This window comes from Pseudomonas sp. X10 (assembly GCF_054889225.1).
Window position 1 is genome coordinate 1,642,027 of record NZ_CM142677.1, and the last position, 13,507, is coordinate 1,655,533.

Below are 13,507 nucleotides of genomic sequence, written 5' to 3' on the forward strand. Positions count from 1 at the left end.
GCGGTAGCCGCTGAACCATGGCGCCGATTCCTTACTGGCGGCTGTCCAGTTTCTACCTGTTCTATTTCGCCTTGCTCGGCGCTACGGCGCCGTTCCTGGCGTTGTACTTCGATCACTTGGGCTTTTCCCCGGCGCGCATCGGTGAGCTGGTCGCCATCCCTATGCTGATGCGCTGTGTCGCACCCAACCTGTGGGGCTGGCTCGGTGACCGCAGTGGCCGGCGCCTGCTGATCGTGCGCCTGGGCGCCTTGGCGACCCTGGCCACCTTCTCCTTGATCTTCGTCGACAAGAGCTATGCCTGGCTGGCGCTGGTCATGGCCTTGCATGCTTTCTTCTGGCATGCGGTGCTGCCGCAGTTCGAAGTCATCACCCTCGCTCACCTGCATGGCCAGACTTCGCGCTACAGCCAGGTCCGCCTGTGGGGGTCGATCGGTTTCATTCTCACCGTGGTCGGCCTGGGCCGCCTGTTCGAGTGGTTGAGCCTGGATATCTACCCGGTGGCGCTGGTGGTGATCATGGCCGGCATCGTCGCGGCCAGCCTCTGGGTGCCCAATGCGCAACCGTCGGAGCAGGCCGGGCGCAGCGGCCGCGGCGGTTTTCTCAAGCAACTGGCTGGGCCGGGTGTCGCCGCCTTTTATGTCTGCGTGGGGTTGATGCAGCTTAGCCATGGGCCGTACTACACCTTCCTGACCCTGCACCTGGAGCACTTGGGCTACAGCCGCGGCACCATCGGCATGCTCTGGGCCTTGGGGGTGGTGGCCGAGGTGCTGATGTTCCTGGTCATGAGCCGGATCTTCGCGCGCTTCTCGGTGCGCCGGGTGCTGCTGGCCAGTTTCCTGCTGGCGGCCCTGCGCTGGATCTTGCTGGGCAACTTCGCCGACCTGCCTGGCGTACTGGTGTTCGCCCAGCTCCTGCACGCGGCCACCTTCGGCAGCTTCCATGCCGCGGCCATTGCCTTCGTACAGGCCAGCTTCGGCGCCCGCCAGCAAGGCCAGGGCCAGGCCCTGTATGCCGCCCTGGCCGGCACCGGTGGCGCTCTGGGCGCTTTGTACTCGGGCTACAGCTGGAAGTGGCTGGGCCCGGACTTCACCTTTGGTATTGCCAGCGTCGCAGCTTTGGCCGCAGCCGTTATCATTGCGACCCGAATGAAAGAAACTAGGAACAGCCCCTGATGAGCATCCTGAGCGTTTACCACCAGTCCAGCCCAGACCTGCCGAACAAGGTGCTGACCCACTTCGATGACATCGCCGCGACCTTGGCCGAACAGGGCGTGCGCTTCGAGCGCCGGCAGGCCGTTGCCTTCCAGGAGGATGCGGTCGCGGCCCACCGGGAGCAGGTCGATACGCTGATGACAGGGAATGGTTATATGAGTCACGCAGTGCTCAGCCACGACAGTGAGCACCAGGCGCTGCTTGCTGAACACACCCATGATGCCAGCGAGCTGTGCTGGTTCGTTGCCGGGCGTGGGCAACTGAGCTTGCGCATGGGCGAGTATGTGTACGCCGTACTGTGCGAGAAGCATGACGTGATCGTCGTGCCGGCGGGCGTACGGCGCAGGTTCGATATGGGGGAGAATCCGCGCTGTGTGGCGATCCGTCTGTTCAGTACGCCAGCAGGTGAGGTTGCCACCTTCACCGGTGACAAGATTGCCGAGCGGTTCCCGCGCTTGGATGATTGTTAAGGCCCATATTGGCCAAGCCAGTTCCTACAGTTCTGCTCTGCGTCGAGCATAAGAACCGAGGTATGCAGGGGCTCTGTAGGAGCTGGCGCACCCTACGAATCGAGGGCAACGCCCTCGTGCTTCTATCGGCCTCAGGTCCGCTCAGCGATACGTCGGCAGTGCGAATCGCTGCTGGCTCTGCAGCATCGAGATCACGGGCAGATCGCTGGCCTGTTCGGCCAGGTCGCGGCGAATGGCACTGATGGCCCAAGACAGTTGCTCGGCATTGTGCAGTTGCGCGTAGGACAGGACGCGGCGGGTGACCTTGTCATCGGCGGCGCGCAAGGTGAGCAGGATGCCGCCGTCAGGGCGAGACTGGGTAGTGACCTGGTAGGCGGCGAAGACCGAGGCGAATTTTTCCTGGATGAGGTCCATATCAGCTCCTGACTGTTTGATTGCAGACATGAACTGAGGGTTGCAGCGACCGTGCCAGCTTTTATTGTTTGAAAATTGCTTTTTAATCAATAGGTTATGTATTTGTTGGAAACGACCCGCCGTGCATTGTGCATGGTCGTGCATTTTGCACAGTGCATTTTGCAAGGTCATAGCCTCAGGCTGTTGGCGTCATTGATTTTGAACCGTTGAAGCCTGGTGCTGCCTGATTGAGACTTGGGCCTTCCAAGATGCCAGGAGGTTCCTCATGTCCGACCAACGCCAACCCGCTCCCATGACCGATGAAGAAGCCGCGGCCTTTGCTGAGGAAGTCTTCGACCGTGCCCGGCGGGGAGATGCGCAAATGCTCGGGCGCCTGCTGGAAAGTGGCCTGGCAGCGAACCTGCGCAACCACAAGGGCGACACGCTGCTGATGTTGGCCAGCTATCACGGCCACCATGAGGCGGTACGGGTATTGCTCGAGCATGGCGCCGACCCTCTGATCGCCAACGACAACGGTCAGTTGCCAATCGCTGGCGCCGCGTTCAAGGGCGACCTGGAGATGATCCGCCTACTGGTGGAGCAGGGCGTGCCAGTGGATGCCGCCGCGGCCGATGGACGAACGGCGCTGATGCTGGCGGCCATGTTCAACCGCACCGAGATTCTCGACTACCTGCTGGCCCAGGGCGCAGACCCAGCGCGCCAGGATGCCCGTGGCAGCACCGCCCTTGCCGCTGCCCAGACCATGGGGGCCGCCGACACCGCTGCACGCCTGCAGGCGTTGGTCGGCTAACCGCTGCGGGGCTTTTGCGGCTATCCTTGGCGACTTTTTTACGTCGCAGGGCCCCTTCATGAAAAACCAGTTGCTCGAACTCATCGGCCTCATCGGTGCCGGCTGCATGCCGGACGCCGACATCGAGCGCATCGCCGAGGAGGCCGCCCAGGCCTACGCCGACCCGGCAGGCTTTCTCGCCGCCAACCCCGACATCAACTACGACGACAGCTTCCCGATCCCGTTGGGGGAGTGGGTAGTGGTCGGCAGCCTGCCGGACACAGTGCTGTTCCAGGCCGACAGCTATCAGGAGCTGTTCGAACGCATCGTCGACTCCTTCGACAAGAGCATCGCTTTCAACCTCAAGCCCAAGCAGTTGGCGAAAACCGAAGCGCTGACCGCGCTGAACCGTATCCAGGTACAGATGAGCGCACTGAACAAGGAAGCCGGCGGTTACGTGCTGGTGAACTTCAGCCAGTTGCTGGATGACGAGTTGCAGATGGTGATGGTTGGCCAGAACGATCTGCCACGGGTGCTGGAGCTGTGCGGTGAGGTGGGTATTGCCGCAGCGCCGGCCTTGGAGGCGCTGCGGGTCGCGGTGCACGTCTGACGATCTGGGAGGCTAGGTTGGCCCCATCGCCAGCGGCATTCCTGCATACCTCGATTCTTACGGTCGACGCTGAACTCGTGGGCGCTGGCGAAGCCTGTGAGTGGGCCCGCAAGCCTGTCGCCACTCTCAGCCCAGTGCGGTATCGAGGAACATCATGACGCCAAAACCGCCCATCAGGCCGAGGGTCGCGGCGGTTTGATGACCGTTGCGGTGGGTTTCCGGGATGACTTCATGGGACACCACGAAGATCATCGCGCCCGCCGCCAGGCCCATGCTCACCGGGTAGGCGATGGCGAATCCGGTGGAAATACCCAGGCCGATCACCGCGCCCAGTGGTTCCATCACACCGGAACCAATGGCCACCAGGGCTGCTTTCAGGGTCGAAAGCCCGGTGGCGCGTAACGCCAGGGCCACGGCCAGGCCTTCGGGAATGTCCTGGATGGCGATGGCGCTGGTCAGGGGCAGGCCGATGCTCATGTCGCCGTTGGCGAAGCTCACGCCGATGGCCATGCCTTCGGGCAGGTTGTGCAGGGTGATCGCCAGGACGAACAGCCAGACCCGACTGATCCGCTCGGCCTGCGGGCCGCAAGGGCCAGTGCTTTCATGCTCGTGCGGGGTGAAGCGGTCGAGGCCGAGCATCAGCAGCACGCCCAGGCCCATGCCGATAACCACCGTCAGCGCCGCAGCGGGGCCGTTGCCAGTGATTTCGCGGGCAGCGTCCAGGCCCGGCAGGATCAGCGAGAAGGAACTGGCGGCCAGCATCATCCCGGCGGCAAAGCCAAGCATCACGTCCTGGCTGCGCGCGCTCACCTCGCGCAGTACGACAGCCAGCACCGCGCCCAAGGCGGTGGCGGCGAAGCCCGACAGGCCGCCGAGCACGGCCAGGCGCAAGTTGTCGGCATTCTCGCCATGGACCGCGTTCCAGGCGCTGGCCAGCAACAGGACCAGCACGGCCAGCAGGCTCAAGCCAAGGCCGGCGCTGAGCCAGGGGGTGTTCAGCGCCTGTTGCCGCCAAGCGCTCCAGAGCGAAACGGGGGCGGTGGGGGCGGTGCTTTGAGTGTGTGCAGGGGGCATGCGGACCTCATCGACAATGTCATGGCTACAGTGTAACCAGCTGTTTTCCCCAGTCACCAAGGATTCCCTCTATCACGCCGATAGCAGACTATGCTGATCAACAAATTGACCTTGCGGGAGCGGCGGCATGGGTTCCACTTTCAACGGCCTGGTAGGCCTGATCATCCTTGTCTTGGACATCTGGGCGATTATCAACGTTCTGAAAAGCGGCGCCAGCCTGGGCATCAAAGTCTTGTGGATCCTGCTGATCCTCCTGTTGCCGGTGTTGGGGCTGATCATCTGGGCCATCGCCGGGCCGCGGGGAAATGTGCGCTTGTAAAGCCACCAAGAGGATGCGCGTACGCCAGTACTGCGGCTCGCTGGCCTCAGCCCGCCGGGCCCTCGTGAACAAAATTTTCACACCCGATTGCCCACAATCCGCGCCGCGCAATGCTGCGTTCGCCTAATTGTCATGCCACGGCATGGCGGTTGGGCACATTAGGCTGTTGGGCGTTCTCGCCCCCTCGCAAACCCGAATCCTAGGATCTATCCATTCATGGCTAACACGGATGCCTTGAAGCAACGGGGCGTGCTGCACCCGTTCTCGCCGACCCTCAAATCGCACCTGGCCTACACCCTGCTGTGCGGCCTGGTGATCATGCTGATGCTCAGCCTGGTTCGCCTGGCGTTGCTGGCCTACAACAGCGACATGATCGGCGACACGCCCTACGCGACCGTGGCCGAAGGCTTCCTCAACGGGCTGCGCTTCGATCTGCGGGTGGTGGTCTACATCAGCATCCCGCTGCTGCTCGCCACACTCGTTCCCTGGGCTATGGCCGCGCGTGGGTTCTTCCGCCTGTGGCTGACCCTGACCTCCAGCCTGGTGATGTTCCTCGGCCTGATGGAGATGGACTTCTACCGTGAGTTCCACCAGCGCTTGAACGGCCTGGTATTCCAGTACGTCAAGGAAGACCCCAAGACCGTCCTGAGCATGCTCTGGTACGGTTTCCCGGTGGTCCGCTACCTGTTGGCCTGGGCCTTCGGCACCTGGTTGCTCAGCCTGCTGTTCAAGGGTATCGACCGCCTGACCCGTAGCGGCAATGCCTACAGCCTGCCCGCAGGCACCCGCGTCAGCACGCCTTGGTACAACCGCCTGGCGGTGTTCATGGTCATCCTGTTGGTCGCTGTGGTAGCCGCTCGTGGCACCTTGCGCCAGGGGCCGCCGATGCGCTGGGGCGATGCCTTCACCACCGACTCCAATTTCGTCAACCAGCTGGGCCTGAACGGCACCCTGACCCTGATCGACGCTGCCAAGAGCCGCTTCGGCGAGGACCGCGCGAACATCTGGAAGGCGACCCAGGACCCGGCTGTGGCCCAGCAGAGCGTACGCGACCTGCTGTTGACTCCCAACGACAAGCTGGTCGATGCCGACAGCGCTGCCATCCGCCGCGATTTCACCCCGCCGGCCGAACATACCCTGCCGATCCGCAACGTGGTGGTGATCCTCATGGAGAGCTTCGCCGGCCACTCGGTGGGCGCCCTGGGCAGCCCGGGCAATATCACCCCGTACTTCGACAAGCTGGCCAAGGAGGGGCTGTTGTTCGACCGTTTCTTCTCCAACGGCACCCATACCCACCAGGGCATGTTCGCCACCATGGCTTGTTTTCCCAATCTGCCGGGCTTCGAATACCTGATGCAGACCCCCGAGGGCGGGCACAAGCTGTCGGGCCTGCCGGCGCTGCTCAGCGCCCGCGACTACGACGATGTGTACGTCTACAACGGCGACTTCGCCTGGGACAACCAGTCCGGGTTCTTCGGCAACCAGGGCATGACCACCTTCATCGGCCGCAAGGACTTCGTCAATCCGGTGTTCTCCGACCCGACCTGGGGCGTGTCGGACCAGGATATGTTCAACCGCGCGGCCGAGGAGCTGGCGCACAACTACGGCAAGAAGCCGTTCTACGCGCTGCTGCAGACCCTCTCCAACCATACCCCCTACGCCTTGCCCAAGGACCTGCCGGTCGAGCCGGTCACTGGCCAGGGACGCCTGGACGAGCACCTGACCGCCATGCGCTACTCCGACTGGGCGCTGGGCCAGTTCTTCGAGCAGGCGCGCAAGCAGCCGTACTTCAACCAGACCCTGTTCGTGATCGTCGGCGACCACGGCTTCGGCAACCACCAGCAGGTCACCGAGCTGGACCTGGGCCGTTTCAACGTGCCGCTGCTGCTGATCGCGCCGGGCATCCAAGAGAAGTTCGGTGCGGTCAGCCACACGGTCGGCACCCAGGTCGACATTGTGCCGACCATCATGGGCCGCCTTGGGGGCGACACTCGTCACCAGTGCTGGGGCCGCGACCTGCTCAACCTGCCGGCGGGCGACCCTGGCGTGGGCATGATCAAGCCGTCGGGCAGCGAACAGATCGTGGGCCTGGTCGAGGGTGACCGTATTCTGATCGAGTCCAAGGACATGAGCCCGCGCCTGTACCGCTACCAGTTGGGCAGTGAGTTCAAGGCCGAGCTGATCGAGAGCCCGGACCAGCCCGAGCTGTTGAACAAGCTCGAGGCCTATATCCAGACGGCGACCAAGAGCCTGCTGGACAACACTGCCGGGGTCGTTCACGGCTCGCCGCAGTAAGCGTCATTGCACCACCCAGAGGCCTGCCGGATGACCGGCGGGCCTCTTTTTTATGGCTAGCGGGAGCTGTTCTTTAGATCCCGCGCCGCCCGCGCGGCGCATCGCGACACAAGGCCGCTCCCACAGTAGCCTTGGTGCTGGGCGAAAGATTGTGTAGGGGCTTGTTGCGCCCACCTCGATACCTCTGTCATACAAACAAAGACTAAAACTTCGGTCCATCAGGCCATGGCACGTTGCAATCGATGTGGGAGCGGCCTTGTGTCGCGATGCGCCGCGCGGGATCTCAAGAGCGCCATAGGACTTCCGGCATGTACCCGGTTGCCCACTGATTCCCCCAGCAATCCGTGAAGAACCTTTTTTTGCTGTTGCCGAGCCGTCGGGCTGAACAATCGGGCAAGGTGGGGGTCAAGCAAGTACAGGTCACCACCGATGTTCTTTGAGTGAGGGCTATTCAATGAAAGCGTGGGAAGTCACTTTCGCCAACCAGAAAGGCGAGCCAGCCTCATTGCTATGGGCGTCGGAGCAGCCCCCCAGCGAGGAAGAGGCGGCGCGGCTGATCCGCTCGCACCTGTTCCCCCTGATGGACGAACTGGACCTCAATGATTTCCAGGGCCGCAGCCCATCTCCCACGGCACGTTGGCTCAAAGAGCAGAACGGCATCTGCATCACCGCTATCGAGCAATTGCCCTGACCCAAGGATTGCTGGCGTGGCGCAGCCCAAGGCGCTACGCTGCAGCAAGGCACGGGCCTTTTCTGCGGGCCCGCGTCGGTTTCAATTCGCGTCTTGCATCCGCTCTAACTGCCTGGCACGCCTGTCGTGCCCTGCAGGTGCGTAGTGCACTGAAAGTCTATCCATTGCTTTGCCGGAGGACGATTCATGAGCAGCCAGAACGACGACATCAGCAGCAGTGTCCTTCGCCAGATGAAAGCTGGCGGTTTCGATTTCACCCGCATCCATCCCATTGAGTTTTATGCCGTGTTTCCTGATGAGGCCGGCGCGCGAAGGGCCGCTGGCCAGTTCCGTGGCGAATCCCTCAAGGCCCAGGTCCGTGAACTGGACGACGGCGCCTGGCATCTGGAGCTCAGCAAGGTGATGTACGCCTCGCAGGGCGGCATTGGCGCCTTCGAACAGGACTTCGAGTCGGTGATCGTCCCCCTGGGGGGCGAGGTCGAGGGTTGGGGCGTCAAGCAGGAGCGACAGGTCGCCTAGTGACCACTAGGGCTTGCGTCCCGCCATGTGCGCCAGGTAAGCGAGCAGGGCATCGAGTTCCTGTTCGCTGAGCACGTTTTCCGCGAAGCCCGGCATCTTTGCCTGGGGCCATTGCCTCAGGCTCTGCGGGTCCCGGATATAGCGGCGCAGAAAGGCCGGCTGGAAATACTCGGTGGGGCTGTAGGGCAGGTTCAGGTCCGGGCCGAACTGTGCGTCGCCAGCGCCGTTGAGTCGGTGGCAGGCCATGCAATTCTTCTGGAATAGGGCAAAGCCCTGGCGGATCGGGTCGTTCGTGGCCAGGTTAGGGGCTGGGCGCAAGACTGGGAAACGTTCGGCCACCGGTGCCAGGCGACGAATGCTGGCGACCTGGAAGGGCCATTGCTCCGGGCGGATGCTGCTTGCCTGTGGGTTGGTCCAGACCAAGTAGAAGGGGCCGGCTCCTGGTTTGTCCTTGCCTAAGGTGGGCCAGGGCTGGGCGGGGTCTTCGATGGCCAGCCAAGCGCGGGCGGGACCTTTCTGTAACAGCGGGCCGGCAGGCATCTCGGCGGCAAAGCCATCCAGCGCCACCGCTTGCAGGTGATCGTTGGCGCTAACGCCTTCTAGCAAGGTGGACAGGGGGATGGCGCGGTAGTGCATGGTTCGCTTGTAAGTGACATCCTGCTCGACCCGGATATCCTGGGCAGCGGGATGTACGAGCAGGGCCTCGGTCTGCCATTGGCGGCTGCCCTGGCCCAGCTCCAGGGTCAGTTGTGCCGCCGACAAGGGCAGGCAAAGCAAGGTGAGCAGCAGGGCGAGGCTTGCGCGCATAGGTAATCTCCAACCGTCAGGGTCGGCAGATTACCTGTGGTCCGCCTGGATAGGCCACATGCCTTTCAACCGAACAGGCGCGAGAGGTTCGGCAGTATCAGCAGCAAGGTCGTGGCGAAGAGAATGAGCCCGGCTTGACGTAATTTGGGTTGTCTGAACATGGCAAACCGCCTTTTTGTTGTTATTCCTGAATGCCTGATGGCTTCCTTGTCATGGTGCGGGTCGATTGCAGCGGCGCCCCCGGGCGCCCGAACTGCCTGCCTCTTATGTGTGGGTATACAACCAACAGTAGGGCGTAGGTCATCCATGTTTTAGAACCCTTTGTTTTAGTTGCTTTGCTTTTGATTGCATATTGGCATGAGGCAAAGGGCCACCCTCTGAGCATCCCTCTGTCTAGAGAGGCGCGGCCCTTCCATGCCTCAATCCGTGACCGGCGACCGTTCGTCAGAGCATCCTACTTGCTTGTACGGCCCTTTCGCGGCAGGCTCTACAGCGTAATCCCGTCAATGTCGTTCAGGACTATCCCTATGTCGTTACGCATCTGCATCCTGGAAACCGATGTCCTGCGACCTGAGCTGGTCGAGCAGTACCACGGCTATGGAAGGATGTTCGAGCAGTTGTTCTCGCGTCAGCCGATCGCCGCCGAATTTCATGTCTACAACGTGATGAATGGCGACTACCCCGAAGACGATGAAGTCTTCGATGCTTACCTTGTGACGGGCAGCAAGGCCGATTCGTTCGGTACCGACCCCTGGATCCAGACCCTCAAGGCCTACCTGCTGGAGCGCTATGAGCGCGGCGACAAGTTGCTGGGCGTGTGCTTCGGGCACCAGTTGCTGGCGTTGTTGCTGGGCGGCAAGGCCGAGCGCGCCGCGCAAGGCTGGGGCGTGGGTGTTCACCGTTACCAACTGGCGGCCCATGCCCCCTGGATGGACCCGAGCGTCTCCGAACTGACTTTGCTCATCAGCCACCAGGACCAGGTCACCCACCTTCCGGAAGAGGCCACCGTGATTGCCTCCAGTGACTTCTGCCCTTATGCGGCATATCACATCCGCGACCAGGTCCTGTGCTTCCAGGGGCACCCGGAGTTCGTCCACGATTACTCGCGGGCGCTGCTCGACTTGCGTCAGCAGAACCTGGGCGAGGAGGTCTACCAGAAGGCCGTGGCCAGCCTGGACCAGGCGCACCAGGGTGACCTGGTCGGGGAGTGGATGCTGCGTTTCGTCGGCCAGGCCGCCAGCAAGCAGAGTGTGGCCTAGAGCCAGCCGGAACGCTTGAAGCTGGCGAACAGCGCGGAGCAGCCCACGGCGATGACGCCGAGGACGCCGAAGTAGCCGTAGTGCCAGCCGAGTTCCGGCATGTTCTGGAAATTCATCCCGTAGATCCCGGCCACTGCGGTCGGGAAGGCCAGGATCGCCGCCCAGGCGGCGAACTTGCGCTGCACGATGCTCTGGCGTGACGACTCCAGCAGCATGCCGATCTCGATGGTCTGGCTGGCGATGTCGCGGATGCTGACCAGGTCTTCCATCTGCCGGGTGACGTGGATCTGCACGTCGCGAAAGTACGGGCGCATGTTCTTGTCGATGAAGGGGAAGCTCAGGCGCTGCAGTTCTTCGCTGACCTCCACCATCGGCGCCACATAGCGGCGCAGGCGCAGGATGTCGCGGCGCAGGCTGTGCAGGCGGCGGATGTCTTCTTCCTGGAGCGATCCGCTGAGCACGCTCTGCTCCAGTTCTTCGATCTCTCCATGGATCGCTTCGCTGACCGGCTGGTAGTTCTCGGTGACGAAGTCGAGCAGGGCGTAGAGCACGAAATCTTCGCCATGCTCCAGCAGCAGCGGTCGGGCTTCGCAGCGTTGGCGCACCAGGGCGTAGGACTTGGAGTGGCCGTTGCGACAGGTGATGATGTAGCCGTTGCCAGCGAAGATATGGGTTTCGATGAACTCCAGCTTGCCCTCATGGCGCACCGGCGAGTAGGTGACGATGAACAGGGCGTCGCCGAAGGTTTCCAGCTTGGGCCGGCTGTGCTTTTCCAGCGCGTCCTCGATTGCCAGTTCGTGCAGGTTGAACTGACGTTGCAGGTTGGCCAGTTCCTGGGCGTTGGGCTCCTCGAGGCCAATCCAGACGAAGTGCCCGGGCTTGCTCGCCCACTCGCTGCCTTCGTCGAGGCGGATATTGGTGACCTTTCTGCCGGCGCTGTACACCGCCGCTGCGACGACTCGACCCATGGTTGCTCACTTATTCGGTTGATCACGGCATACAGCTTGGGCTGCAGACGGCAAGAGAGCAACTTCGCCAGTGCCTTCTCAATTTTGCGGCTGGCACCCGCAATACATCACTCGTGTCGCAATTCGTTTTCCATGTGCTCGATGCAGTGCTGCATCTGCGTGCGGCACTGTTCGATCAGGGACGGGATGTCCTGCTGGCTCAGGCCCGCGGTCGCGATGGGGGGCAGGGAGCGGACGATCACCTTGCGCCGCCGCCAGCTGTTCAGGCTCAGGCGCCGGGCATAGCGGCTGACACATACCGGCACGATCGGCACGCCAGCCTCGATGGCCATGTGGAACGCGCCTTTCTTGAACGCCAGCAACTGGTTGCCCGGGTTGCGCGTACCTTCGGGGAATATCCAGATCGAGGTGTCGTTGCGCAGGATCCGCGTGGTGGTTTGCAGGGCGCGGCGGGCCTGGTAGGCATTGCTGCGGTCGACCAACACATTGCCACCCAGCCAGAACAGCTGGCCGAACAAGGGGATCCAGCCCAGGCTCTTTTTGCCGATGGCCACGGTACGTTGTGGCACGACTTGGCCGAGGACGAAAAGGTCGAAGTTGGATTGGTGGTTGGCGACGATCACGCAGCCCGGCGGCTGGTCCCACAAGGGGCCGACCTCGGCTTTGACCTGCAGGCGCATCAGCCAGGTCGCGGGCCGGCTGTAGAGCCGGGCGAAGATGCGGCTGTTATCCGGATTGAATGGGCGCAACAGGCCGATTGCCAGGCCCAGCGCACCAACGAGAAGAAAATGCAGCCCCAGAAGCAGCATGCGAATCAGATAAAGCATGATACGACTCACACCAGACAGTCGCGGCGCAGTGTACGGGTGTGCACTCGTGGGGGCAAACCCTTGATGCGGTGGCCATGGCCTATACCGCTACTGGTACAACCGGGTAGGCGCCAGCGTCAGCTGGCGATGGGGCGCTGGCGCCTACCCGGGGCTGTGATGGGCAATGTCAGCCCAGGTGTTCCTGGTCGCGGATAATGGCTTCGTCGAGGCTGTCCAGCAGGGCCTTGCGCACCTTTAGCTTGGTGTTCTTGTGGGCCAGCATGTTGAGTTTCTTCAAGTCGCGGGCGGCGTTCAGGGCCGCTTCCTGCAACTGCTCGGCAGGCACCACCTTGTCCAGGAAGCCGGCATCCACCGCGCCATGCGGGTCGAAGACCTCGGCATTGATCACCGAGCGATGGAAGGCCGAGCGGCGCAGGCGGTCGCGGGCCAGTTCGATGCCGGCATAGTGCATGGTCATGCCGATCTGCACTTCGTTCAGGCAGATCTTGTAAGGACCTTCGACACCGATGCGGTAATCGGCCGAGAGCAGCAGGAAGGCGCCCTTGGCCACGGCGTTGCCGGTGCAGGCGACGATCACTGGGAAGGGGTGCGAGAGCAGGCGCCGGGCCAGGGTGGAGCCGGCTGTGACCAGGGCGACCGCTTCCTTGGGGCCAGTAGTCATCACCTTGAGGTCGTAGCCACCGGAGAGAATGCCCGGTTGGCCGGTGATGACCACCACTGCGCGGTCTTGCTCGGCGCGGTCCAGCGCGGCATTGAAGGCCGCGATGACATCCGGGGAGATGGCGTTGACCTTGCCGTTGTTCAGGGTCAGGGTGGCGATGCCGTCTTCGGCGTGGTAGGTAATCAGCTCGCTCATGACAGAGTCCTTTAGGTGCGTGGTGCTGACGTTACTTAGCCCTCGACGTCAGGTAAAGCGCAAAGACTGACTGGCTGGTCAGCCATCGCCCCCCACGCCTTGCCGGCTGGGCGGCGGCCTGTGGCGGCTGCAAAAGCGCTGGATAGATTGGCAGCATTGCCTTATCAGCCTTGGATTTTCACCGCATTGGCTTAAGCGCATGAAAATTCTGAAAAAAACCTTTGCCATCCGGAAAGGATTCGACTACATTAGCGCGCCTCGACAGGCTGAACAGCTTGAAGAGATCCGGTGAAGTGTCCGAGTGGTTGAAGGAGCACGCCTGGAAAGTGTGTATACAGGAAACTGTATCAAGGGTTCGAATCCCTTCTTCACCGCCACATTCGACGAAAGCCCCCGTGCCGAAAGGTCCGGGGGC

Annotated in this window: 15 protein-coding genes and 1 tRNA gene; 10 read left to right on the plus strand and 6 right to left on the minus strand. The window is 62.5% G+C overall.

Annotated features, from left to right (window positions below; all coding sequences use genetic code 11):
• Positions 1-17 precede the first annotated feature (17 nt).
• Both ACYU03_RS07575 and ACYU03_RS07580 read left to right on the plus strand, forming a co-directional pair.
• A complete protein-coding gene (locus tag ACYU03_RS07575) occupies positions 18-1,172 on the plus strand; it encodes an MFS transporter (protein WP_461889409.1) in 1,155 nt (384 codons plus the stop codon).
• Positions 1,172-1,681 (plus strand): acireductone dioxygenase, encoded by a 510-nt coding sequence (locus tag ACYU03_RS07580; RefSeq protein ID WP_461889411.1) that lies wholly within the window; start codon positions 1,172-1,174, stop codon positions 1,679-1,681. The genes ACYU03_RS07575 and ACYU03_RS07580 overlap by 1 nt, the downstream gene beginning before the upstream one ends.
• Before the next feature lie 141 nt (positions 1,682-1,822).
• Here ACYU03_RS07580 and ACYU03_RS07585 read toward each other — a convergent pair whose 3' ends face one another.
• Complete coding sequence (locus tag ACYU03_RS07585) at positions 1,823-2,095, minus strand: DUF3509 domain-containing protein (RefSeq protein ID WP_461889413.1); 273 nt, start codon at positions 2,093-2,095, stop codon at positions 1,823-1,825.
• A gap of 265 nt (positions 2,096-2,360) precedes the next feature.
• Between ACYU03_RS07585 and ACYU03_RS07590 the strand changes: the two genes are divergently transcribed.
• Together ACYU03_RS07590 and ACYU03_RS07595 are read left to right on the plus strand one after the other, a co-directional pair.
• Positions 2,361-2,885: an ankyrin repeat domain-containing protein gene (locus ACYU03_RS07590; RefSeq protein ID WP_461889415.1), complete on the plus strand. Its 525-nt coding sequence runs from the start codon at positions 2,361-2,363 to the stop codon at positions 2,883-2,885.
• Positions 2,886-2,943: 58 nt separating this feature from the next.
• Positions 2,944-3,474: a hypothetical protein gene (locus ACYU03_RS07595; protein ID WP_461889417.1), complete on the plus strand. Its 531-nt coding sequence runs from the start codon at positions 2,944-2,946 to the stop codon at positions 3,472-3,474.
• 126 nt (positions 3,475-3,600) lie between these two features.
• Here ACYU03_RS07595 and ACYU03_RS07600 read toward each other — a convergent pair whose 3' ends face one another.
• Positions 3,601-4,548, minus strand: a complete 948-nt coding sequence (locus ACYU03_RS07600) for a ZIP family metal transporter (RefSeq protein WP_461889419.1) — start codon at positions 4,546-4,548, stop codon at positions 3,601-3,603.
• A 127-nt stretch (positions 4,549-4,675) separates the two neighbouring features.
• Between ACYU03_RS07600 and ACYU03_RS07605 the strand changes: the two genes are divergently transcribed.
• The 4 genes from ACYU03_RS07605 to ACYU03_RS07620 all read left to right on the plus strand — a co-directional run bounded on the left by ACYU03_RS07605 (position 4,676) and on the right by ACYU03_RS07620 (position 8,372).
• Complete coding sequence (locus ACYU03_RS07605) at positions 4,676-4,867, plus strand: PLDc N-terminal domain-containing protein (RefSeq protein ID WP_461889421.1); 192 nt, start codon at positions 4,676-4,678, stop codon at positions 4,865-4,867.
• Positions 4,868-5,083: 216 nt separating this feature from the next.
• Entirely contained in the window at positions 5,084-7,162 is a 2,079-nt protein-coding gene (locus ACYU03_RS07610; RefSeq protein WP_461889423.1) for an LTA synthase family protein, read from the plus strand.
• 454 nt (positions 7,163-7,616) lie between these two features.
• Positions 7,617-7,853: a hypothetical protein gene (locus ACYU03_RS07615; RefSeq protein ID WP_461889425.1), complete on the plus strand. Its 237-nt coding sequence runs from the start codon at positions 7,617-7,619 to the stop codon at positions 7,851-7,853.
• A 186-nt stretch (positions 7,854-8,039) separates the two neighbouring features.
• Positions 8,040-8,372, plus strand: coding sequence for a ribonuclease E inhibitor RraB (locus ACYU03_RS07620; RefSeq protein WP_461889427.1), 333 nt, complete (start codon positions 8,040-8,042; stop codon positions 8,370-8,372).
• Between the two features lie 6 nt (positions 8,373-8,378).
• Here ACYU03_RS07620 and ACYU03_RS07625 read toward each other — a convergent pair whose 3' ends face one another.
• The gene (locus tag ACYU03_RS07625) at positions 8,379-9,179 is read right to left on the minus strand and encodes a cytochrome c (protein ID WP_461889429.1); all 801 of its coding nucleotides are present in this window, start codon (positions 9,177-9,179) and stop codon (positions 8,379-8,381) included.
• Positions 9,180-9,706: 527 nt separating this feature from the next.
• On the opposite strand from ACYU03_RS07625, the gene ACYU03_RS07630 reads away from it, so the two are divergent.
• Positions 9,707-10,438, plus strand: a complete 732-nt coding sequence (locus ACYU03_RS07630) for an amidotransferase (RefSeq protein WP_461889431.1) — start codon at positions 9,707-9,709, stop codon at positions 10,436-10,438.
• On the opposite strand, the gene ACYU03_RS07635 is transcribed toward ACYU03_RS07630, so the two are convergent.
• The 3 genes from ACYU03_RS07635 to ACYU03_RS07645 form a co-directional block, all read right to left on the minus strand.
• On the minus strand, positions 10,435-11,406 hold the full coding sequence (locus ACYU03_RS07635) for a magnesium and cobalt transport protein CorA (protein WP_461889433.1): 972 nt from the start codon (positions 11,404-11,406) through the stop codon (positions 10,435-10,437). The genes ACYU03_RS07630 and ACYU03_RS07635 overlap by 4 nt on opposite strands.
• A gap of 107 nt (positions 11,407-11,513) precedes the next feature.
• Entirely contained in the window at positions 11,514-12,233 is a 720-nt protein-coding gene (locus tag ACYU03_RS07640) for a lysophospholipid acyltransferase family protein (protein WP_461889435.1), read from the minus strand.
• Between the two features lie 169 nt (positions 12,234-12,402).
• A complete protein-coding gene (locus ACYU03_RS07645) occupies positions 12,403-13,092 on the minus strand; it encodes a crotonase/enoyl-CoA hydratase family protein (RefSeq protein WP_461889437.1) in 690 nt (229 codons plus the stop codon).
• Between the two features lie 287 nt (positions 13,093-13,379).
• On the opposite strand from ACYU03_RS07645, the gene ACYU03_RS07650 reads away from it, so the two are divergent.
• Positions 13,380-13,469, plus strand: a tRNA-Ser gene (locus tag ACYU03_RS07650).
• Positions 13,470-13,507: the final 38 nt, after the last annotated feature.